Here is an 18,846-nt window from a genome sequence, read left to right as displayed (position 1 = left end):
GGACTCAAGCTACCGGCGTCAGTCGCTGAATCGACAGCTGTGCAATGCCGGTGATCGTCTTGGCCAATGCGACAAAGGCAGGGGCATTGGCATGAGTTTCAAGATCCGCCTTGCTGCTCCAGCGTTCGACCATGACAAAGCTGCCGGGCCGCTCCGTGTCGGCGTTCAAATCGTATTGCTCACAGCCCGGCTCCCCCCTGACAGCCGCCACAGCGGTGGTGAGCGCGTCCCGGACAATGCTTTCTGAACCTGGCTGAGCAGTAATGGTTGCGATAACGACGATTGGTTGCATGTTGAGGTGACTCGGTTGATAAATCGGTAAAGCGACTCGCGCAATGATGAGGGGTCAGTTATGCAGCTGTGGCCTCTCGTGCGGCATCGACGGGATCACGGTGTTGGCGGGATATCAGATAGTCGATCTTGCTGATCGTACTATTTCCTGGTTGCAGTCCACGCAGCGCATCCACGGCGGCCGATGGTAACTTGGCAAGGCGATCCTTGCGTGCGACCAGCGTGGCGTCATCGACAACGCCCATGACACCCAAGGGATCCACGAGGGGGCGAATATGGTGGGTTTCATGGAGGAATTGCGGCTGCCACAGCGGTACGGTAACCCAATCGCCTGCCGCGACAGCTTGCTCGTACGCACTCACGCAGTCATCCAACGTGCCATTCGCGAACTGATAGCCATGCTGCGCAAGCCCATACCGCTCGAGGGCGATGCGAGAAAATCGGCTGATCCCGGCACCGGGGCCGATGCCCTGCAATAGCTTCCTCATCCGTCCAGCGACGGGCGCGTTGGCGAGATCCCAAATCGAGCGCACTGACTCGATTGGCACGTAATCAGGCACCCCCCAAAAGGCGAACGGCCGATAAAGCACCGTCAACTTCTCGACCTCATGAGCGATGGGCGCGAGATAGATTTCATGACTCGATGGCAGCCAGGCGCTGCAGATGAGATCGGCTTGGCCAGCCTTAAGCAGTTCAAATGCCTTTTCATGAGGCGCAAGCAGTTCGTGCGTGGTGACCCCATGGTCCTCCAGCGTGGCTCTCACCAGACCAGTGGCCGCACGGTGGAACGACAGATCGATAGTAACGATCGTGATATCGGCCGACATAGTCGCTGCCCTCTACATTAGATTCGAGGAAGCAATAGTTCCATAACACAGGGCGTAGATCACCCCGCACTGCGGGGCAGCAGTTTCACTGTTCGCGTGAAACTGCCCGGTCGACTTCCTGATAGCGCTGCCTGGCAATACCAAGCTGCGAATAACAGTTTTTACATGGTGGAACTCAATCGATAGCGTCGTCCGCCGTTGATCCCGGCAAGCCTGGCAGGTCACTCTGCGAGGGATTACAAAAACTAGGCGACGAACATCATGAATATCACTTCTCCGGTAGCTGCCGACTTTCCGATGCAGGCACCGACAACCGAGGCCGCTCCGGCAGCGGGAGCCCAGGCAGGCACGACGCAATCCGCCTCTGGCACGGACGCCGACAAACCAGAAGAACAAGGTCGCATCACTGTGTCCCACGGCGGCCGGATACTGTCTAAGTCGGACAGCGGCAAGGACCCCGCTACGCAGGCGATCGAGGATAGCAATTACCCGGAAGAGATCAAAAAGCTAATGATCAAGATCCGCGAACTGCAGGCGCAACTGCGTGAGAAGGCTGCGGAGCTGAGGGACGCCGCGGGCGATCAGACGACACCACCGCGCCAGCGCGAGATGAAGATCACCGCGATCCGCGAAGCGGTGACAACAATCACCTCAGCCATCCGATCGGCCACGACCACGCTGAACGACGCGATGACGGTAATGCGGATGTCCAGCGACGACCGCAAACAGATCGCAACGATGATCTCCGGCGCGTGATCCTTCACGGTGAAGACGGAGAGATCTTTGCGGAACGGTTCGCTCAAGAGCTTCTTTTCCCTCATGTAGCTGCTAAAGACGCATTGACGAGCGTCTTGGCATCGCAAGATCGGATGGAGCGCGCTCACTTCTACGCCGAGGCATACGATATCTCGATCGTGACCGTCATTCGTCAGATCGATCGCGTGGCTGGGGAGCTTGGTCTGCCTGCGACAGGATTGGAGACTTCCGATTTCTGGCAAGCATGGAATGGCAACCGCGCTTCAATCCCTACCGTTGGCCATTCTATTTTTGGCACGGAAAAGCCTGATGTGGCGACCTATGTCGTCGACTCCGAGAGAACCTTCGGTACGACCTTCTTCAAGGCGCTTGCTCAATGGCAACTGACCGAGGGTGGTCGATCGCCTTCTTTCGTCGCCACTGTGATGAATATCGGCTTGGATGATGCGATTGAGCTGTCGCACTATCTACAGACGCATACCGCTTGAGTTGCTACGGCAAGTCTGATCGTCTTAGAACTATCCTTTATTCGAAGGCGAAACTCGCAGAACGGCGAGATCTTTGCCAAATAGTCGCTGATACACTGCGCGCGTTCCAGCATCTCGTTTCGCAATACCGATGAATAAAGCTGACAATGGTGGCGCCGAAGAATGCGTCGCGGCGGAGCCTTGCTATCGTGGGTCGCAGAAACACAAGAACCGACCGGTCGAGACACGTAAGGGCACACTTTGCCCGGAGTGGACGCATCGAACGGAAGGAGGCAGCTATGCAGCTGATCCATTCAAGCACGATTGGAATATGACGGCGGCCTGCCAAATGTTGAAGGCATCCGTTGAGTCGCCGGATGGGCGGAGGCGGTATGCTACGGCGAACGGTATCGCGTTTGAGGCTAAACTCACCGGTGATGGCACATGGCATGGCTATCCGATTCCGTGGGAGAACGTACCTGCGGCGATTCTCAAGGCATGGCGCGATTCTGGGCAAGTCTCGAAACGCGACCTTCGGCGGTACTGGACTGCCAACCCCAATGACCTTCGGTGGGCTTTGGATAGCGACGTCTCATGAACGATTTCATTACCTTTGGCTCACCAGATCGATTCGAAATCTCCGCACGATGGACGAGTGACATCGAGGCGCGCGATCGGCTGCCGCTTGACGACGGATGGTCTACGGGCGATTTGCGTATCACCGTGGGTAATCAGGTTCTGACAGAGAACCGGTTCGGCCAATCCTCGCGAGATCACTTGTCGTGGTACCTGTCACCGGTGCTGGACTGGTTGATCACGTCATGGACGTGGCTTTTTCATGAGGAAGGGTACGCGTGGCTTGATAAGTCTGGAGACTCCGCCGCCGTTGCGACGATCTCGGCAATCAAGCGGACAATCGCGTCGTCGAGCGATGCCGAGCATGATCTATACAAGCTAACGCAAGAATGGTGGCAACGGCATGCGCTGCGGGCGGCCGACTCGAGCGCGCTTTACCCGGACGTTTACTTTCGTCGCGTGGGCGACGATATCGAAATTTCCTGGCTCGACCGGCAACCGTCCTATGCGCCCGACGGGTTGGCAATAGCGCTTCTTCCGGGCTGCGCGGTATTGCCAGTGCGCGCCGTCGCGGAGCCGCTTTGGCAGTTTCTTGATTGGGCTACGAGCACGGCCACTCCGGTCTTCGATGCGGATGTCTTGCGAATCGCGACTCTGCGAAATGCATTTGGGAGTCTTAGGAAGTGAGCGGCAGAGGGGGGCATAGCCTTCAACGTACCGCCGCCTCAGCCCGCAATAGCGACACAAACTTCGTGATCGTCTCGTTCTGGCCGCCGCGTCGCAAGACGGCGCCTGTTGGGCCGAACGAGCCGACATCGCGCGGTGCATTGCAGTTACAACACGCGCCCGAACCACCACAGCGACAGCATGCCGGCGATCGTTGCCAGCAGCGCGCCGAACGCAGCGAAGAATGCGGTGACTTCGATCTGGTCGCGCTTGCCCATCGCGAGCTTGGCGTGTAGCGCCTCGTAGACCCTGCTCAGCTTGCTCGCGTCTTCAAGGCGGAAGTATTCGCCGTTGGTGGCGTCGGCCACCTGCTTGAGTGCCTGTTCGTCGAGCTTGACGCGTGACGACAGGCCGTCCACCTTGAGCACGACGCCGTCGGTGGTGCCAATCCCCACGGTGTAGATGCGCACACCGTTCTCCGCAGCCAGTTTCGCGGCCTGCATCGCGGCGGGGCCGGCGTTGCTTTCGCCGTCCGAGAACAGCACGATCGCACCTGCTGCATAAGATCCCGGCTGCGCGGCTTCCGGCGCGGACGCAGCGCCGGCGCTTGCCGCGCCGGCCGCGGATTTCGGCTTGCGTACCGGAATCGCATCCTCATCGTCGCTGAGCATGCGCGCGGCATCGTTGTTCAGTTGCGGTAGCAGCGCGGTCAACGCGATCAGCAAACCGTTGCCGAGCGCCGTGCCGCCCTGCGGCTGCAGACGATCGATCGCCATCGTCACTTCATCCTTTCTGCGGCTCGGTGCCTGTGCCAGCGCCGCGGTGCCGGCCATTGCCACCACGCCAGTGCTCACGCGCGCGGGCTGCGCGTTGACGAGTACCTTGGCCGCCTGCTGTGCCGCGCGAATGCGGCTTGGCTTGATATCCTGCGCGCGCATGCTGCCCGACAGATCGATAACGAGGATCACGGTCTCGATGCGCGACGGCAAGACCAGCACGGCCTGCGGTCGCGCGATTGCCACCACGAGCGATGTCAGCGCCAATAGCGCCAGCACCGGTGGCACATGCCGCCGCCATCCCGCGCCGGATTTGGGCACGAGCCCGATCGTCTTCAACGCGGGATACGCGATGGCGGTGCGCCGCCGTCGCGCATCGAGCCATACGTATCCTGCCGCCAGCAACACCACGAGCGTGAGCAACCACAGCAGGCTGGGCCACAGAAAGCTGAGGACGGGCAGGCGCTCCATCGCGTCCATCAGACCGCTCCTTTGACCGCGCTCTCGGCGGCGGCTCGGCCGGCATTCTGCCGATGATGTTGCTGACGCGCGAAGTGCAGCAGCGCGAGATCGAGCCGCGCATACGTGGATAGCGTCAGGCATGCCACGCCAGCGCGTGCAAAGCCCTGGCGCAGTTCCGCCTCACGTGCCTCGGCAACTTCGGCAAAGCGTTTTCTGAAAGCGGGATCGTGTGTGTCGACGAACAGTTGCTCGCCAGTCTCCGCATCCTGCAACACCACGAGGCCGAGGTCGGGCATCGCGGTCTCCAGCGGATCGACAAGCCGCACCGCCACCACCTCGTGACGACGCGCCAGCATGCCGAGCGCCTCCTGCCATCCCGGCGTGCTGATGAAATCGGAGACCACGAACATCACCGAGCGGCGCTGCGCCACGCCGCGCGCGCGATCGAGCAGATCGCGCAACTGTGTGTCGCCCGGTGAAGCTGATGGCGTCGCGCGCATGCGGTCGATCAGATGCAGCAGATGACGGCGACCGGCGCGCGCCGGAATCACGGCGGCGCCAGCGTCCTTGGTCTTGCCATCGTTCTTGCCGTGCGAGCCACCATAAAGCACCGCGCCAACGCGATTGCCATAGCGCGTGAGCAGCGATCCCATCACCGTGGTGAAATCGCTCAACAGATCGCGCTTGGTCACCTCGCCCGAGCCAAAGCCGATGGAGCCGCTGAGGTCGAGCAGGAACCAGACCGATACCTCGCGATCCTCCTGAAACTCGCGCACATGCGGTACCTGCAGCCGTGCCGTTACGTTCCAGTCGATATGACGCACGTCGTCGCCGGGTTGATATTCGCGCAGATCGGCAAGGTCGAGGCCGAAGCCGCGGAACAGCGTACGGTAGTCGCCCTGCAGCAACCCGTCGAGCCGACGCACCACGGTCCATTCGAGCCGGCGCACGAGCGCCTCGGTATGGCTCGCACCGAGCCCCGCGCGCTCGCCGGACTCCGGCACTGGCGGGGGAGAAGGGGGCGCGGCGCTCTGCCCGCGCTCGCGCTTACCGCGCAGCCGCCCGAACATGGGATTCCAACGGCCGTTCGGGTACAGGCAATACCTGCAGGATGCGCGCAATCAATTGATCGGGCGTGACGCCGTCGGACATCGCTTCGTAAGATAGCGCCAGCCGGTGACGCAGCACGTCGGGCACGAGGTCGATCACGTCTTCGGGCAGCGCGTAGTGCCGTGCGCGCAGATACGCCAGCGCGCGTGCGCCCTCGATCAGGCCGATGGTCGCGCGCGGGCTCGCGCCAAATGTCACGTAGCGGTCCATGTCGCCCAGCCCGTACGCGCTGGGTTTGCGCGTGGCGGCCACCATGCGCACCGCGTATTGGATCAACCCTGGGTCCACGTACACGCGGCGGCATTCCTCCTGCAGACCGGCCAGCAGTTCCGGCGTGGCGATGGCGCCGACATTGATGCGCGGCCCCGTCACGCGGTTGACGATGACAACCTCTTCTTCCTCGCTCGGATAACCGACCAGCACCTTCATCATGAAGCGGTCCACCTGCGCTTCCGGCAGCGGGTACGTGCCTTCGGTCTCGATCGGGTTCTGCGTGGCCATCACGAGGAACGGCGTCGGCACACGGTGCGTTTCCCCGGCGATCGTCACCTGCTTCTCCTGCATGACCTCGAGCAACGCGCTCTGGACCTTGGCCGGTGCCCGATTGATTTCATCGGCCAGCAGCAGGTTCGCGAACACCGGGCCGCGCACGGTAGAAAACTCGCCGGTGCCCTGGTTGTACATGCGCGTACCGATCAGATCCGCCGGCAACAGGTCGGGCGTGAACTGGATGCGCTTGAACGTACCGCTCATCGTGCGCGCGAGCGTGTTCACCGTCAGTGTCTTGGCGAGCCCCGGCACGCCCTCCACGAGCAGGTGGCCGCCCGCGAGCATCGCCACCAGCACGCGCTCGAGAAAATGGTCCTGACCGACTACGACACGTTTCACCTCGAACAGCAGGCGCTCCATCATGTTGGCGCTGTCCGCAGCACCACGGGCTTGGTCGTTCATAGGCCTCCGCGTCTTAGAAAGGAGAAGATCCGAGGGAACCGCCGGCACTTTCGATCGTGATGGCAAAGCCGATGCCGATAAAGGTGCCGCTTTGACTGGGGTTGAGAATGGCGGTGACGATGCCGACCACCTCGCCGTTCATGTTGACGAGCGGACCGCCCGAATTGCCGGGGTTGGCCGCGGCGTCGAACTGGATCAGCTTGTCCAGCTTGACCTTGCTGTCCGGCGAGATGAATTCTCGATCGAGGCCGGAGACTACACCGGCGGAAACAGACGGACCGATGCCGAACGGGAAGCCGACCGCAACGACTTCCGACCCCGGCGCCAGGTCGCGACTGTTGCCGAGCGTGGCCGCAGGCAGATCGTCGGGAATCGACATCGGCTTGATGATGGCGAGGTCCTTCTCGGGAATCGCCTGCACCACTGTGGCCTCGGCGATGTAACCGTCATGGAACCGGACTTCGATGCGTCGCGCGCCAGCAACCACGTGATAGTTGGTGATGACGGTGCCACTCTCGGTCACCACCACACCCGAACCGATGTGGCTCGGCTCGTCATCGCCCGCCGGCGCACCCTTGGGGCCGGTGGCTTCCTTGCGCTTGTCGTTGGACTTGTCCCTGCCACCGGTCGGATCTTTCGTGGCATCGCGCGCCGGATCCTTCGCCAGTTCGTCTGGCCGGGCGGGGCCGGGTGGGGGCGGCTTGGCGGATTTGCCCGCGCGGTCGTGACCCTGGTCCTTCTTGTCGGGCTTCTTTTCCGCTTTTTTCTCGGGCTTGCGGGATTTGGGGTCGTCCCTGGGGACGATATTGGGTGCGTTTGGCGCGGAGGCGGCTGCGAGCGTCTTCTCCGATGGCGAATAGCCACGAATCTCGACCACCGATTCGCGCACCGCCTCCGCCGCGCGCGCAGTGCGCGACGGCAGACTCTTCGTCGTCAGCGTGTGCAGTACGGCAGCGTCGATATCTGCCTGGGTCAGCACGCGCAGCTTGGGCTGCGTGAGCCAGACGGTCCCCACACCGGCCGCAAACACCAGTGCGATCGCCACCGAGATCCATCCGTAGATCGCCACGCGCTTCATTGCAGCCTCCGACGTCCCGTACCGCTTTCAAAAATACAGTACCATCCTCTTGTCTACGCGCCAAGGAGCACGGCATGCAGTTCATCTGGCCGCAATTGCTCTGGTTGCTGCTTGCGCTCCCGTTGCTGGCAGCCGCCTACGTGTATCTGCTCGCTCGGCGGAAAAAAATCGCGCTCCTTTATGCCAGCCTTGCTCTGCCGCGCGCTGCATTAGGTCCTCGCCAACGTCTGCGGCGACACATCCCACCTCTGCTTTTCTTTTTTGCACTGACTGCGGCGATTCTCGCGTGCGCGCGCCCCAGCGCAACCGTGACATTGCCCGCTGATGTGCTCACGCTGGTGTTGGCCGTCGATACGTCGCGCAGCATGGAAGCCACCGATGTGGCGCCCTCGCGCATCGTCGCCGCGCAGCAGGCGGCGCGTGACCTCATTGTGGAATTGCCGTCCAGTGTGCGCCTGGGCATCGTGTCGTTCGCCACCACGGCGACGGTCGTGCAACCGCCAACGAACAATCGGCAGGACATGCTCGATGCACTGGATCGGTTCCAGCTTCAACGTGGGACCGCAACCGGAAGCGGTTTGATCCAGGCGCTGGCGGTGCTGTTTCCGGACGATGGAATCGACCTCGAAAACATCCTGTTCAATGGCGCGTGGGAGCGTGGCAGCCGCCCCGGCTCGCTCGACGAAGCCGCGGCCGCCGATGCGGCGCGCAAGCGTCAGCAGGAACGGCCGCCGGCGGAGCCTGGCTCATATCGGCACGGTGCGGTGATCCTGCTCAGCGACGGGCGTCGCACGACCGGCCCGGATCCGATCGAGGCGGCACGTATGGCCGCGCAGCGCGGCGTGCGGGTCTACACCGTGGGGTTCGGTTCGCCGCAGGGGGTGACCGGCGGCGACAACAGCCTTTCGTACTTTATGCAGCTCGACGAGCCAGCGTTGCGCGCGGTGGCGACCCTGACCGGTGGCGAGTATTTTCAGGCGGGATCGGCTGCGGACCTGACCAAGGTGTATCGGCAACTGACGGCCCGCTTCGCGCTGGAGCGCAGGGAGACTGAAATCAGCGCGCTGTTTGCGGCGGCTTCGGTACTGCTGCTGGTGCTGGCGGGAACGTTATCGATTCTCTGGTTCCGCCGCTGACCGACGCGCTCTGACCCTATCGGCGACGGAACGCTTCGCGCCGCGCCGTGCGTTCGGCAGCAAAGCGTTCGCCCATCGTCGCATCGAGATCCTTGCGCTCCACCGGTTCGCCACAGTGTGGGCACACGTTGGCAAGGCCGACGTCATGACCACAGGCGCGGTGCACGAAGTGCATCGCCACCTCTTCATCGTGCTTGCACCAGTTTTCCCCAAACGCGCGCAGCGCGTAGATAACGGGGTAGAACGCCCAGCCCTTGTCCGTCAGCCGGTACTCATGGCGCAGCGGCTTCTCGCTGTACGGATGCCGCGCGACCATGCCATCCGCCTCCAGCGCCTTGAGACGCGAGGCCAGCATCTGTGGCGTGGCCTCGGTCTGAATCTGGATTTCCTCGAAACGCGTCGCGCCCATATAGAGCTCGCGCAACACGAGGATGGTCCAGCGATCGCCGGCCACATCGACCGAACGCGCCACCGGACAGTTCGTGTCCGCCGTTTGCTTCGTGCCAGTCACGATCGCCTCCGCTAGTCACTATTGATTTCATAGTAACACAGATTCGGCGAGTATGCCGAGCTGGGAGAGTGTGCCTCATCGCCCGCAATCCCTCGTGTTTCTTGACACTATGATTTTCATAGTTATACTTCGACTCACCGACGCGCCCCGGCGTCCGAATGGAGTCCAACATGTCCAACCCCGTATATCCCGCGGAAAGAACCGGCGTGCTGCTGGTCGATCCGTACAACGATTTCCTCTCCCACGGCGGCAAGCTGTTTCCGATGCTGCGCGACGTGGCTGACGATGTGAAGCTGATCGACAACCTGCGCGCCACCGTCGGCGCCGCCCGCGCGTCGGACATTCCGGTGTTCTACGTACCGCATCGTCGCTGGCAGCCCGGCGATTACGACAACTGGGATCATCCGAACCCCACGCAACGCCTGATTCAGCAGCGTCATACGTTTGCCAAGGGCGAGTTCGGTGGCGAATGGCATCCCGACTTCGTGCCGCAGGACGGCGACATCATCATCCAGGAGCACTGGGGTCAGAGCGGCTTTGCCAACACCGACCTCGACTTCCAGCTCAAGCAGCAGGGTGTCACGCACGTGATCGTCATCGGTCTGCTGGCCAATACCTGCATCGAGTCGACCTCGCGTTTCGCGATGGAACTCGGCTATCACGTGACGCTGGTACGCGATGCCACGGCGGCCTTCAGCAAGGAGCTGATGCACGCCGCCCACCAGTTGAACGGTCCCACGTTCGCCCATGAAATCCTGACCACGGCAGAAGTCATTGCAGCACTGCCTACGACCCAAGGGAGCGCAGCATGAAACTCACCGGTAATCTTCTGATCGGCGCCAGCGAAGTGGGCGCCACCGCGGGCACCCTGCAGGCGCTCAACCCAGCCACCAACGAAAAGTTCGGTCCGGACTTCGCACTGGGCGGCGCGGCCGAGGTCGAACGCGCGGTGCAACTGGCCGACGAAGCGTTCGATAGCTACAATGCGACCAGCCTCGAGGTCCGTGCGGCGTTCCTCGATCGCATTGCGGATGGCCTCGATGCCAACGCGCCCGCACTGGCCGAGCGCATTTCGCTCGAGACTGGCCTGCCAGCCGCGCAGTTCCTGGGCGAAGCCGCCAGGAGCGCGACGCAATTCCGTCAGTTCGCCACCGTCGTACGGCAGGGCCGCTTCCGTCAGGCCGCGATCGATCCCGCGCAGCCCGAGCGTCAGCCGCGTCCGCGCATGGATCACCGCATGCAGAAGATCGCGGTGGGTCCGATCGCTATCTTCGGCGCGAGCAATTTCCCGATCTCGTACTCGGTGGCCGGTGGCGATACCGCATCGGCGCTGGCCGCCGGCGCGCCCGTCATCGTCAAGGCACACAACGCGCATCCGGGTGGCTCGGAAATCCAGGCGCGCGTGATTCAACAGGCCGTCAAGGATTCGGGTCTGCATGAAGGCGTGTTCTCGATGGTGCGTGGCGAAGGCAATGCGATTGGCGAAGCGCTGGTCGATCATCCGCTGATCAAGGGCGTGACATTTACCGGCTCCGAAGTCGGCGGCATGGCGCTGTACCGCCGCGCGCAGCAGCGTCCCGATCCGATCCCGGTATTCACCGAGATGACCAGCGTCAATCCGACGTTTATCCTGCCAATCGCGTTGTTCGAACGCGGCGCGACCATCGGTGATGGGTTTGCCGAACGCATGCTCGTCAATGTCGGCCAGGCGTGCCTGAAGCCGGCGATTCTGCTGGCGATCGACGGTGTTGGCTACAGCGAGCTCAAGCAGGCGATGATCGAGCGCATCAGCGCGATGCAGGCGCGCACCATGCTCACGCCGGGCATCAACCTCGCCTATCGCAAGAACGTCGAAGCGCAGCGTGCCGCGGGCGCAGAGCAGATTGCCGCGGGTGCCGGCCCTACCGGTGAGTGGGATGGCCAGTCGTTCCTGTTCGAGGTCGATGGCGCACGTCTGCTCGACACACCCGCGCTGCTCGACGAAGTGTTCGGTCCGTCGGCGCTGCTGGTCCGCGTGCGCGACGACGAGCAACTGCTGGCCATCGCGCGCCGTTTCCGCGGTCAGTTGTCGGCGACCATGCATCTGGAACGCGCAGACCATGCACTGGCCACGCGTTTGCTGCCGATTCTCGAACGCCGCACCGGCCGTATCGTGATCAACGCGTTTGCGCATCCGCAGGAAGTTTCGTACGCGACCATCCACGGTGGTCCGTTCCCGGCCACCTCGGACAGCCGCTTTACATCGGTGGGCATGGGCGCGATCGAGCGATTCCTGCGGCCCGTCACGTACCAGGGCTTCCCTGACGAGTTGTTGCCGGAAGCGCTGCAGCGCGCGAACCCGCGTGGGCTCTGGCGTCTGAACGACGGCGAACTGTCGAAGGCCTGACCCGCCCGCGCCCGCATCCATCTTCATGCTCACAAGGTGCGGGCGCAGGTCTCCCCCTAACTCATTCTGGAGTTGACGATGCAATTTCTCGTTCTGGTTTCCCGCACTTCGCCTGCCCCGCAGAACCCGCCGACCGCCGCCGATCGCGAGGCCGAATCCGAAGTCATCCGCCATTTGTATGTCGATGGCGTGGTGCGCCAGATCTGGCTGCGCGGTGACGGTGGCGCGGCCGTACTTGCCGAGGCCGACGATGCGGAGCGCCTGGTGCGGGCATTCTCGGCGCTGCCGCTCGTGAAGTCGGGCTTCCTGCAGCCGCCGCAAGTGATAGAGCTCAAGCCGTACTCGGGTTTCGGTCCGCGCGCGGCCTGAAACTCAGTCGAACACCGGGTCGCTCAGTTCGCCACCCGTGTCGCACGACTCGTCACTCCGCCTGGGCGCATATTCCACGCGATTGCGCCCGCGCTCCTTGCTGCGGTACAGCGCCTGATCCGCGCGCGAGATCATGCCGTGGATCGTGTCGCTCTGCTGCACGCATGCCACGCCCAGGCTCGCGGTCATCTGTCCCGTGACCGAAAACACGCGCGCGGCCACCGCGTCGCGCAGTGTTTCCGCAAAGCGCACCGCATCGTCGAGGTCGGTGTCCGCGCAGATCAGCAGGAATTCCTCGCCGCCCCAGCGGCCCACGGTATCCGTTACGCGCTTGACCTCGAGAATGCAGCGTGCGATCTCCACCAGCACGCGGTCGCCCACCTGGTGTCCGTAGGTGTCGTTGACCGACTTGAAGCGGTCCACGTCGAGCAGAATGATCGAGAACGGCATGCCGTCGTGCCGCGAGAACGTCAGCGCGCTGTTCAGGACTTCGTCCAGATGCCGGCGGTTGAAGACGCCGGTGAGCTGATCGGTCTTTGAAACCGCTTCGAGTTGACGGTTCTTCTCCACGAGTTCGGCCTGGGTTGCCTGCAGCCGCCGCAGTACGCGGTTGAAACCGTCGATCACGCTGTCGAATTCTGTGCGGCCCAGCCTGGCCAGTTCGTCGAGGCGGTCGCCCTGGCTCGACGCCAGCCGGAACAGTGCCGTGCGCAGATGTTCGAGCGGGCCGAACACCATGCGCAACCCAAACGTCAGCAGCAGCACCAGCACCACGTCGATCGCCGCGACTTCGGTGATGCCCTGCACCATGGCCTTGCGCTGCGCCTGACGCATGTTGTCGCGCGTAAAGCGGATGATGGCCTTGCCGATGGGCTGGGCGCGGCGGTCGGCGTCGATCTCGTCGGGCGGATAGATGGTGACGTCGCTGAGCACATCGTGGCTGCCCGTGACCGTGCAGGCGGAGGCATGCGTGGCCGATCGGTGCACCTCGGCGTAGACGTCGTGGCCATCCGGCGCATAGATACAGGCACCCGTGACTTCAGGGTGGATCAGCGTGGCTTCGAGCGTCGTGCGCAGGATATCGACATTGAGCGCCCAGGCTGGCGCGGCAAGGCTTTGCCGCAGGCCGTCGGACACTTCCGCACGCGTGCGCTCGAAGCGTTGTTCAAGGTCCTGCTGCAACTGCCATTGCCGATGGGCGGCAAACGCGCCCAGCGTGGTGGTCGTGGCAACGATAAACAGGACGATCATCCTGTTCCGGATCGAACGAACCGGTGGCAGCAGTGGCATGGAAGCGCGATCTCGGGAGTGTCAGGGCAGCATTCTATTCATCCACCGCCTTGTCGAACAACTGCCGGAAGCGAGCGAGTTCCGGATGGGATTCCTCATACTTCTTGCTGAAGCCGATATGCACGGTTTCGTTGCGGATCGTCAGCACGCGCCGGGACTTGTAGCGCATGCGTTCCGGGATGCCCTGCGCCTCGAGCGCGATCAGCGCCTCGTTGATGACCACGCTGGGGTTGACCACGCAGTCGATCTCCTGCACCAGCATCTTCTTGACGAGGTCGTGGAACTCGTGGCCCTCGACCAGCCCGATCCTGCCGTCGGCCACCATCTGGAAGAATGGCTTGCCGGGGGCCAGGTAGCCGCGCTGGTTGCCGAACCGCAGGCCGGCGAAATCCTCGGGATAGTTCCGAAACGTCCGACCCTCGATCGAATCGCGGTTGCAGTGCACGGCGACTTCCTCGGTGTAGAACGCCTTGGAATGATTGAGAAACGGCCGATCGTTAGGGCGGTAGTACACGCCGAGGATGCCGGCGGAGTTGCCGTTGCGCGCTTCCTCGACCGTACGCGCCCAGGATGCGAAGCGGATCTGCACCTTGTACTCGGGCATGCGCCGGAGCACGCGCCGGAGATTTTCGATATAGGCGCCGCGCGGAACGCCGTTCTCCTCGAACGACAGCGGCCGCTGGCCGGCTTCCGAATACAACACGATGGTGATCTCTGCACCGGCCGCGGGGGCCATGGCACAGAGCGCGGCCCAACCCACGCAGATAGCGAGGAGAAGCCGGCGGAAGCGAAGAAGGTGCATGGCGTCAGGTACGGCGCGGAAGGCGAGAACGTGCTCTGCTGCGCACCCGCAACCCGGGTCCCTCGCAGTAAGCCCCTGCGGCATTAACGGCAGGTTACAGCGGGGGTTTAGATCAAGGATTACCCTTGTTCCGCCATCAAAGTCATCCGACGACGGCCTGCCGCAGCAGCAGCCCCGACAACAGGAACATCGTCACACCTATCAGGCCATCGAGCACCCGCCACGCCAGCGGCCGCGCGAACCATGGCGCCAGCCAGCGTGCACCAAAACCCAGCATTCCAAACCAGCACAGACTGGCCGTGCTTGCCCCCGCGACAAACCACACGCGCAATGCCGCCGCCTGCTGCGCCCCGATGCTGCCGACCAGCAATACGGTATCCAGATATACATGCGGATTCAGCAGCGTGAAGGCGGCCGCCTGCGCCAACGCTGCGCGGCGCGTGAAACCACGGCCCGTATTCGCGGCATCCATGCGCTGGTCGCGCCGCGCGCGCTGCAACGCGCGCCAGCCATACACCGCCAGAAAGATCGCCCCCACCAACGCCAGCACCCGCGCAAGCCCGGGCCGTTCGCCCAGCGCCTGGGCCATGCCCAACACGCCGGCCGCAATCAGCAATGCATCGGCGGCCGCGCAGAACGCCACGATGATGCCGACGTGCTCGCGGCGCAGCCCTTGCCGCAACACGAAGGCATTCTGCGCGCCGATGGCCACGATCAAGCCGAAGCTCAGCACCACACCCTGAACAAAGACGGCGAGCGAGGCGGAAGGAGAGAAGGGGAGGGCAGGAAGGGCAGAAAGGGAGATTGGGTTCATGCGCACAGCTTGCCGGTCTTGGCGAATGAAGACAAACTATCTTATCTTTATCCGCATTAGACAAACTAAACCACGTTGGCAGAACGATGCTCGACTACGCAGCCCTCTCCGCGCTGGCCGCAGTGATTCGCGAAGGCAGCTTCGAGCGTGCCGCGCGCATGCTCAACGTGACGCCATCGGCCATCTCGCAGCGCATTCGCCTGCTCGAGGAGCGCGTTGGGTGCGCGCTGGTCGTGCGCGATCAGCCATGCCGGGCCACCGAGACTGGCCGCCGCCTGTGCCAGCATGTGGATCGCGTGCGGTTGCTCGAGCATGAGTTGCAGGGCACGTTGCCCACACTCGCCCCCGAAGGCATCGCGCGCGTGCCGCTGCCCATCGCGGTGAACGCGGATAGTCTGGCCAGTTGGGTGGCACCGGCCCTCGCACGCTTTGCCGCCAGCCATCCGGTACTGATGGAAGTGGCGGTGGACGATCAGGACCACACCATGGAATGGTTGCGCAGCGGCGCGGTGATGGCGGCGGTGACCGGCACCGCGCGCGCCGTGACCGGCTGCAACAGTCAGCCGCTCGGTGCGATGCGTTACGTGGCCGCCGCCAGTCCGAGGTTTGTCGCGCAATACTTTGCGGATGGGGTGGGCGCTGGCAGTCTGGCGCAGGCGCCGAGCCTGGCCTTCAACCCCAAGGATGAACTGCAGGATCGCTGGGTGCGGCGCGTATGTCATCGGCATGTCGAACTGCCGCGCCATGCACTGCCATCGACGCATGCCTTCATCGTCGCCGCGGTCGAAGGCATGGGATGGGGTTTGCATCCGCAGGCGCTGATCGCCGACCAGCTTGCGGACGGCACGCTCGTCGAGCTGTTACCGGATACGCCGCTCGACGTGCCGCTGCATTGGCAATACGCGCGGGCCGCCTCGGCATTGCTCGACGGGTTGAGCAAGGAAGTCATGGCAGCCGCGCGCGCACTGTTGCTACCGCAGTAGCAACTCAGCAGCCAACGCAGTGGCCAACTCAGTGGCCAAAATTACTCCGGCTGGATGTTGGCCTCCTTGACCACCTTGCCCCACTTCGCGAGATCGGACTTGATCACCGCCGCGTACTGCTGCGGCGTGCCACCCTGCACCTCGATGCCGGCGGCCTCGAGCTTTGCGCGCACCTCCGGCAGCTTGAGCGCCGCATTGATCTCGACATTGAGCTTGTTGACGATGTCCTTCGGGGTACCGGCCGGCGCGAGGAAGCCACCGTTGGTGTTGGCGTCATAGCCCTTGATGCCCTGTTCCTCGGCCGTCGGCACGTTGGGCAGCGCCTTCGAGCGTACCTTGGTGGAGACCGCCACCGCGCGCACGTTGCCTGACTTCACCTGCTCCTGGATTGCGCTGATGGTGTCGATGTAGAGCGCGGTACGGCCCGCGATCAGATCCGGATGCGCGGCCGATGAACCCTTGTACGGCACCAGCAGCACCGGCGCGCCGCTGTCCATGCGGAACATCTCGGCGGCCATTTCCTGCGCGCTGCCGCGACCCGAGGTGGCGACCTTGGCTTCGGCCGGGTTGGCCTTCATCCAGCTCACGAGTTCAGGCAGTGTCTTTACCGGCAGCTTCGGGTACACCGCGAACACCAACGGAATCTCGTGTGTGTAGACGATGGGCTCGAAGCTCTTCTCGGGATCCCAGCCCAGGTTCTTGAACAGGAACTTGTTGGTGTTGTGGCTGCCGCCGACGATGCCGATGGTGTAGCCATCCGGCTTGGCGTTGGCGAGCACCGCGGTACCGAGGTTGTTCGATGCGCCCGGCCGGTTCTCGACGATAAACGGCTGGCCCAGCTTGACTGAGAGCTTCTCCCCAACCACGCGCGCGATCAGGTCGATACCACCGCCGGCCGGCGCGGGCACGATGATCGTAACGGGGCGGGTCGGGTAGTTCTGGGCCAGCGCCAGTCCCGGCGCAACGATGAGTGCCGCGGCGGCGGCGACGGTCTGGATCAGCTTGTGGATTGTCATGGTTGTCTCCTTCTGTGTTCTATTCGTTCGGTGTCAGTGTCGGTGGCGACCGACTTATCCGCGACCGACAAATGGCATGTTGCTGGCCATCACCGTCATGGTCAGCACGTTGGCTTCCAGCGGCAGCGAGGCCATGTGCCGTACCGCGTTGGCCACATGCTTCGCGTCCATCATTGGTTCCGGCGCCGTGGTGCCGTTAGCCTGCAGCACGCCGCGCGTCATGCGCTCGGACAGTTCGGTCAGCGCGTTGCCGATATCGATCTGGCTCGCGACGATGTTGTAGGCGCGCCCATCGAGCGCAAGCGCCTTGGTAATGCCGGTGACCGCATGCTTGCTCGCGGTGTACGGCGCCGTGAACGGACGCGGCGTATGCGCGGAGATCGAACCGTTGTTGATGATGCGACCACCTTGCGGCGACTGGCGGCGCATGAGGCCGAACGCGGCGCGCGCGCACAGGAACACGCCCGTGACGTTGGTGTTGATCACGTTGAACCACTTGTCCAGCGGCAGCTCGTCCATCGGTACCGCGGGGGCATTGACGCCGGCGTTGTTGAACACCATGTCGACCCTGCCGAACTCGCGCTCGATGTTGTCGAACAGCGCCTGCACGCTGGCGGGATCGGTCACGTCGGTCGGCATCGCCACGGCATGCTGACCACGTTCCGCTGCTTCGGCCGCGAGCGTCTGCAGCGGTTCGGCGCGACGGCCGGCAAGCACGACGGTCCAGCCGTCGTCGAGCAGCGCGAGCGCGGTCAGGCGGCCAACGCCACTGCCAGCACCGGTAACGAGGGCGATCTTGCGAGATGCGTTCAAGGACTGTCTCCTTCCTGTTGTCGTGCAACGGCGGTCTGTCGCCGCTTGCGTGTGAGGGTGAATCGGATGTTTATGGGTGGCTGGCGCTCGGCGACGGGCCGACGGTCATCGACAGTTCGCCGATACCGCTTACGCTCGCGCTGATGACATCGCCGGGTTGCAGTGCGGCTACGCCAACCGGCGTACCGGTAAAGATCAGATCGCCGGGCATCAGCGTGACCGAGCGCGACAGCATCGCCACGAGCTCGGGTACAGGCCACAGCAGGCCCGATAGATCGTCATGCTGGCGTGCGACACCATTGACCGCCAGTCGGATCGACCCTGCATGCGGATGGCCACACGTCGCCACCGGTACGATGGGACCGCACGGCGCCGAGTGATCGAAGGCCTTCGACGGTTCCCACGGATCGCCCGCGCGCTTGGCCTGCTGTTGCAGATCGCGCCGCGTCATGTCCAGGCCGACCGCATAGCCCCAGATATGGGATGCGGCAAGCGCGGGATCGATGTCGCGGCCACCATCGCCAATCGCGACGACCAGTTCCACCTCGTGGCAGAACTCCGCGGTGCCCGGCGGATACGGCAGCGTGCCTCGCGCGGGTACGACGGCGGTAGCCGGCTTCATGAACCATGCGGGCATGCGGGTGGGCGCAGGCTCGTCAGGCTGCCAGCGATCCATCGACGGCCAGCGAGGCTGGTACGGCGGGCGGAAAGACGTAGTCCATCGTGAGGGCTGTCATGATCTGGCGCTGGCGACTTGGCGTGGGCG

At 63.5% G+C, this 18,846-nt stretch carries 21 protein-coding genes; 8 read left to right on the top strand and 13 right to left on the bottom strand.

The annotated features are described in order from the left end of the window. Positions 1-4: 4 nt before the first annotated feature. Positions 5-292, bottom strand: coding sequence for a putative quinol monooxygenase (locus tag LDO41_RS26465; protein ID WP_223993749.1), 288 nt, complete (start codon positions 290-292; stop codon positions 5-7). Positions 293-350: 58 nt separating this feature from the next. Then, positions 351-1,118, bottom strand: coding sequence for a glycine betaine ABC transporter substrate-binding protein (locus tag LDO41_RS26460; protein WP_223993747.1), 768 nt, complete (start codon positions 1,116-1,118; stop codon positions 351-353). A 261-nt stretch (positions 1,119-1,379) separates the two neighbouring features. Between LDO41_RS26460 and LDO41_RS26455 the strand changes: the two genes are divergently transcribed. The 3 genes from LDO41_RS26455 to LDO41_RS26445 all read left to right on the top strand — a co-directional run bounded on the left by LDO41_RS26455 (position 1,380) and on the right by LDO41_RS26445 (position 3,604). Further along, positions 1,380-1,874 carry a hypothetical protein gene (locus LDO41_RS26455; RefSeq protein ID WP_223993745.1) on the top strand — a complete coding sequence of 165 codons (495 nt, stop codon included), beginning with the start codon at positions 1,380-1,382 and terminating at the stop codon, positions 1,872-1,874. Further along, positions 1,871-2,362, top strand: a complete 492-nt coding sequence (locus tag LDO41_RS26450) for a hypothetical protein (RefSeq protein WP_223993743.1) — start codon at positions 1,871-1,873, stop codon at positions 2,360-2,362. The genes LDO41_RS26455 and LDO41_RS26450 overlap by 4 nt, the downstream gene beginning before the upstream one ends. Before the next feature lie 573 nt (positions 2,363-2,935). Further along, positions 2,936-3,604 carry a hypothetical protein gene (locus tag LDO41_RS26445; RefSeq protein WP_223993741.1) on the top strand — a complete coding sequence of 223 codons (669 nt, stop codon included), beginning with the start codon at positions 2,936-2,938 and terminating at the stop codon, positions 3,602-3,604. A gap of 146 nt (positions 3,605-3,750) precedes the next feature. On the opposite strand, the gene LDO41_RS26440 is transcribed toward LDO41_RS26445, so the two are convergent. From LDO41_RS26440 to LDO41_RS26425, 4 genes are read right to left on the bottom strand one after another with little or no spacing between them, the layout of a single operon-like run. Further along, positions 3,751-4,842 carry a VWA domain-containing protein gene (locus tag LDO41_RS26440; protein ID WP_223993935.1) on the bottom strand — a complete coding sequence of 364 codons (1,092 nt, stop codon included), beginning with the start codon at positions 4,840-4,842 and terminating at the stop codon, positions 3,751-3,753. Continuing rightward, complete coding sequence (locus LDO41_RS26435; protein ID WP_223993739.1) at positions 4,839-5,891, bottom strand: DUF58 domain-containing protein; 1,053 nt, start codon at positions 5,889-5,891, stop codon at positions 4,839-4,841. Before LDO41_RS26435 ends, LDO41_RS26440 begins: the two co-directional genes overlap by 4 nt. Beyond that, a complete protein-coding gene (locus LDO41_RS26430; RefSeq protein WP_223993738.1) occupies positions 5,869-6,882 on the bottom strand; it encodes an AAA family ATPase in 1,014 nt (337 codons plus the stop codon). Before LDO41_RS26430 ends, LDO41_RS26435 begins: the two co-directional genes overlap by 23 nt. A gap of 13 nt (positions 6,883-6,895) precedes the next feature. After that, positions 6,896-7,960 (bottom strand): S1C family serine protease, encoded by a 1,065-nt coding sequence (locus LDO41_RS26425; protein WP_223993737.1) that lies wholly within the window; start codon positions 7,958-7,960, stop codon positions 6,896-6,898. Between the two features lie 74 nt (positions 7,961-8,034). Between LDO41_RS26425 and LDO41_RS26420 the strand changes: the two genes are divergently transcribed. Then, positions 8,035-9,096: a VWA domain-containing protein gene (locus tag LDO41_RS26420; RefSeq protein ID WP_223993736.1), complete on the top strand. Its 1,062-nt coding sequence runs from the start codon at positions 8,035-8,037 to the stop codon at positions 9,094-9,096. A 16-nt stretch (positions 9,097-9,112) separates the two neighbouring features. Here LDO41_RS26420 and LDO41_RS26415 read toward each other — a convergent pair whose 3' ends face one another. Further along, positions 9,113-9,607, bottom strand: a complete 495-nt coding sequence (locus LDO41_RS26415; RefSeq protein WP_223993735.1) for a winged helix-turn-helix transcriptional regulator — start codon at positions 9,605-9,607, stop codon at positions 9,113-9,115. Between the two features lie 170 nt (positions 9,608-9,777). Here LDO41_RS26415 and LDO41_RS26410 point away from each other — a divergent pair, with 170 nt between their 5' ends. The 3 genes from LDO41_RS26410 (at position 9,778) to LDO41_RS26400 (ending at position 12,362) form a co-directional block, all read left to right on the top strand. Beyond that, positions 9,778-10,419: an isochorismatase family cysteine hydrolase gene (locus LDO41_RS26410; protein WP_223993734.1), complete on the top strand. Its 642-nt coding sequence runs from the start codon at positions 9,778-9,780 to the stop codon at positions 10,417-10,419. Next, positions 10,416-11,993 carry an aldehyde dehydrogenase (NADP(+)) gene (locus tag LDO41_RS26405; protein WP_223993733.1) on the top strand — a complete coding sequence of 526 codons (1,578 nt, stop codon included), beginning with the start codon at positions 10,416-10,418 and terminating at the stop codon, positions 11,991-11,993. Before LDO41_RS26410 ends, LDO41_RS26405 begins: the two co-directional genes overlap by 4 nt. 78 nt (positions 11,994-12,071) lie before the next feature. Then, positions 12,072-12,362 (top strand): hypothetical protein, encoded by a 291-nt coding sequence (locus LDO41_RS26400; RefSeq protein ID WP_223993732.1) that lies wholly within the window; start codon positions 12,072-12,074, stop codon positions 12,360-12,362. Between the two features lie 3 nt (positions 12,363-12,365). Here LDO41_RS26400 and LDO41_RS26395 read toward each other — a convergent pair whose 3' ends face one another. The 3 genes from LDO41_RS26395 to LDO41_RS26385 all read right to left on the bottom strand — a co-directional run bounded on the left by LDO41_RS26395 (position 12,366) and on the right by LDO41_RS26385 (position 15,268). After that, entirely contained in the window at positions 12,366-13,613 is a 1,248-nt protein-coding gene (locus LDO41_RS26395) for a GGDEF domain-containing protein (protein WP_223993731.1), read from the bottom strand. A gap of 73 nt (positions 13,614-13,686) precedes the next feature. Further along, entirely contained in the window at positions 13,687-14,388 is a 702-nt protein-coding gene (locus LDO41_RS26390; protein ID WP_223993730.1) for a substrate-binding periplasmic protein, read from the bottom strand. 208 nt (positions 14,389-14,596) lie between these two features. Beyond that, positions 14,597-15,268 carry a LysE/ArgO family amino acid transporter gene (locus LDO41_RS26385; protein ID WP_223993728.1) on the bottom strand — a complete coding sequence of 224 codons (672 nt, stop codon included), beginning with the start codon at positions 15,266-15,268 and terminating at the stop codon, positions 14,597-14,599. Positions 15,269-15,354: 86 nt separating this feature from the next. On the opposite strand from LDO41_RS26385, the gene LDO41_RS26380 reads away from it, so the two are divergent. Then, complete coding sequence (locus LDO41_RS26380) at positions 15,355-16,251, top strand: LysR family transcriptional regulator ArgP (RefSeq protein ID WP_223993726.1); 897 nt, start codon at positions 15,355-15,357, stop codon at positions 16,249-16,251. 41 nt (positions 16,252-16,292) lie between these two features. On the opposite strand, the gene LDO41_RS26375 is transcribed toward LDO41_RS26380, so the two are convergent. From LDO41_RS26375 to LDO41_RS26365, 3 genes are all read right to left on the bottom strand, one after another. Beyond that, on the bottom strand, positions 16,293-17,267 hold the full coding sequence (locus LDO41_RS26375) for a Bug family tripartite tricarboxylate transporter substrate binding protein (protein ID WP_223993724.1): 975 nt from the start codon (positions 17,265-17,267) through the stop codon (positions 16,293-16,295). 54 nt (positions 17,268-17,321) lie between these two features. Beyond that, positions 17,322-18,080, bottom strand: coding sequence for an SDR family oxidoreductase (locus tag LDO41_RS26370; protein WP_223993722.1), 759 nt, complete (start codon positions 18,078-18,080; stop codon positions 17,322-17,324). Between the two features lie 70 nt (positions 18,081-18,150). Beyond that, a complete protein-coding gene (locus tag LDO41_RS26365; RefSeq protein WP_223993719.1) occupies positions 18,151-18,756 on the bottom strand; it encodes a fumarylacetoacetate hydrolase family protein in 606 nt (201 codons plus the stop codon). Positions 18,757-18,846: the final 90 nt, after the last annotated feature.

Origin of the sequence: Cupriavidus pampae (genome assembly GCF_914271485.1) — a bacterium.
In the GTDB taxonomy this organism is placed as follows: Bacteria; Pseudomonadota; Gammaproteobacteria; order Burkholderiales; family Burkholderiaceae; genus Cupriavidus; species Cupriavidus pampae.
The sequence above is the reverse complement of the archived record's forward strand: the minus strand, read 5'-3'. Positions and strand labels throughout refer to the sequence as shown.

Excerpts from the sequence above, each read along its gene's own strand:
- LDO41_RS26375 (WP_223993724.1), bottom strand. The coding sequence starts at position 17,267 with ATGACAATCCACAAGCTGATCCAGACCGTCGCCGCCGCCGCGGCACTC.
- LDO41_RS26380 (WP_223993726.1), top strand. The coding sequence starts at position 15,355 with ATGCTCGACTACGCAGCCCTCTCCGCGCTGGCCGCAGTGATTCGCGAA.
- LDO41_RS26435 (WP_223993739.1), bottom strand. The coding sequence starts at position 5,891 with ATGTTCGGGCGGCTGCGCGGTAAGCGCGAGCGCGGGCAGAGCGCCGCG.
- LDO41_RS26425 (WP_223993737.1), bottom strand. The coding sequence starts at position 7,960 with ATGAAGCGCGTGGCGATCTACGGATGGATCTCGGTGGCGATCGCACTG.
- LDO41_RS26365 (WP_223993719.1), bottom strand. The coding sequence starts at position 18,756 with ATGGATCGCTGGCAGCCTGACGAGCCTGCGCCCACCCGCATGCCCGCA.
- LDO41_RS26405 (WP_223993733.1), top strand. The coding sequence starts at position 10,416 with ATGAAACTCACCGGTAATCTTCTGATCGGCGCCAGCGAAGTGGGCGCC.
- LDO41_RS26390 (WP_223993730.1), bottom strand. The coding sequence starts at position 14,388 with ATGGCCCCCGCGGCCGGTGCAGAGATCACCATCGTGTTGTATTCGGAA.
- LDO41_RS26445 (WP_223993741.1), top strand. The coding sequence starts at position 2,936 with ATGAACGATTTCATTACCTTTGGCTCACCAGATCGATTCGAAATCTCC.
- LDO41_RS26400 (WP_223993732.1), top strand. The coding sequence starts at position 12,072 with ATGCAATTTCTCGTTCTGGTTTCCCGCACTTCGCCTGCCCCGCAGAAC.
- LDO41_RS26385 (WP_223993728.1), bottom strand. The coding sequence starts at position 15,268 with ATGAACCCAATCTCCCTTTCTGCCCTTCCTGCCCTCCCCTTCTCTCCT.
- LDO41_RS26430 (WP_223993738.1), bottom strand. The coding sequence starts at position 6,882 with ATGAACGACCAAGCCCGTGGTGCTGCGGACAGCGCCAACATGATGGAG.
- LDO41_RS26465 (WP_223993749.1), bottom strand. The coding sequence starts at position 292 with ATGCAACCAATCGTCGTTATCGCAACCATTACTGCTCAGCCAGGTTCA.
- LDO41_RS26420 (WP_223993736.1), top strand. The coding sequence starts at position 8,035 with ATGCAGTTCATCTGGCCGCAATTGCTCTGGTTGCTGCTTGCGCTCCCG.
- LDO41_RS26455 (WP_223993745.1), top strand. The coding sequence starts at position 1,380 with ATGAATATCACTTCTCCGGTAGCTGCCGACTTTCCGATGCAGGCACCG.
- LDO41_RS26395 (WP_223993731.1), bottom strand. The coding sequence starts at position 13,613 with ATGATCGTCCTGTTTATCGTTGCCACGACCACCACGCTGGGCGCGTTT.
- LDO41_RS26410 (WP_223993734.1), top strand. The coding sequence starts at position 9,778 with ATGTCCAACCCCGTATATCCCGCGGAAAGAACCGGCGTGCTGCTGGTC.
- LDO41_RS26460 (WP_223993747.1), bottom strand. The coding sequence starts at position 1,118 with ATGTCGGCCGATATCACGATCGTTACTATCGATCTGTCGTTCCACCGT.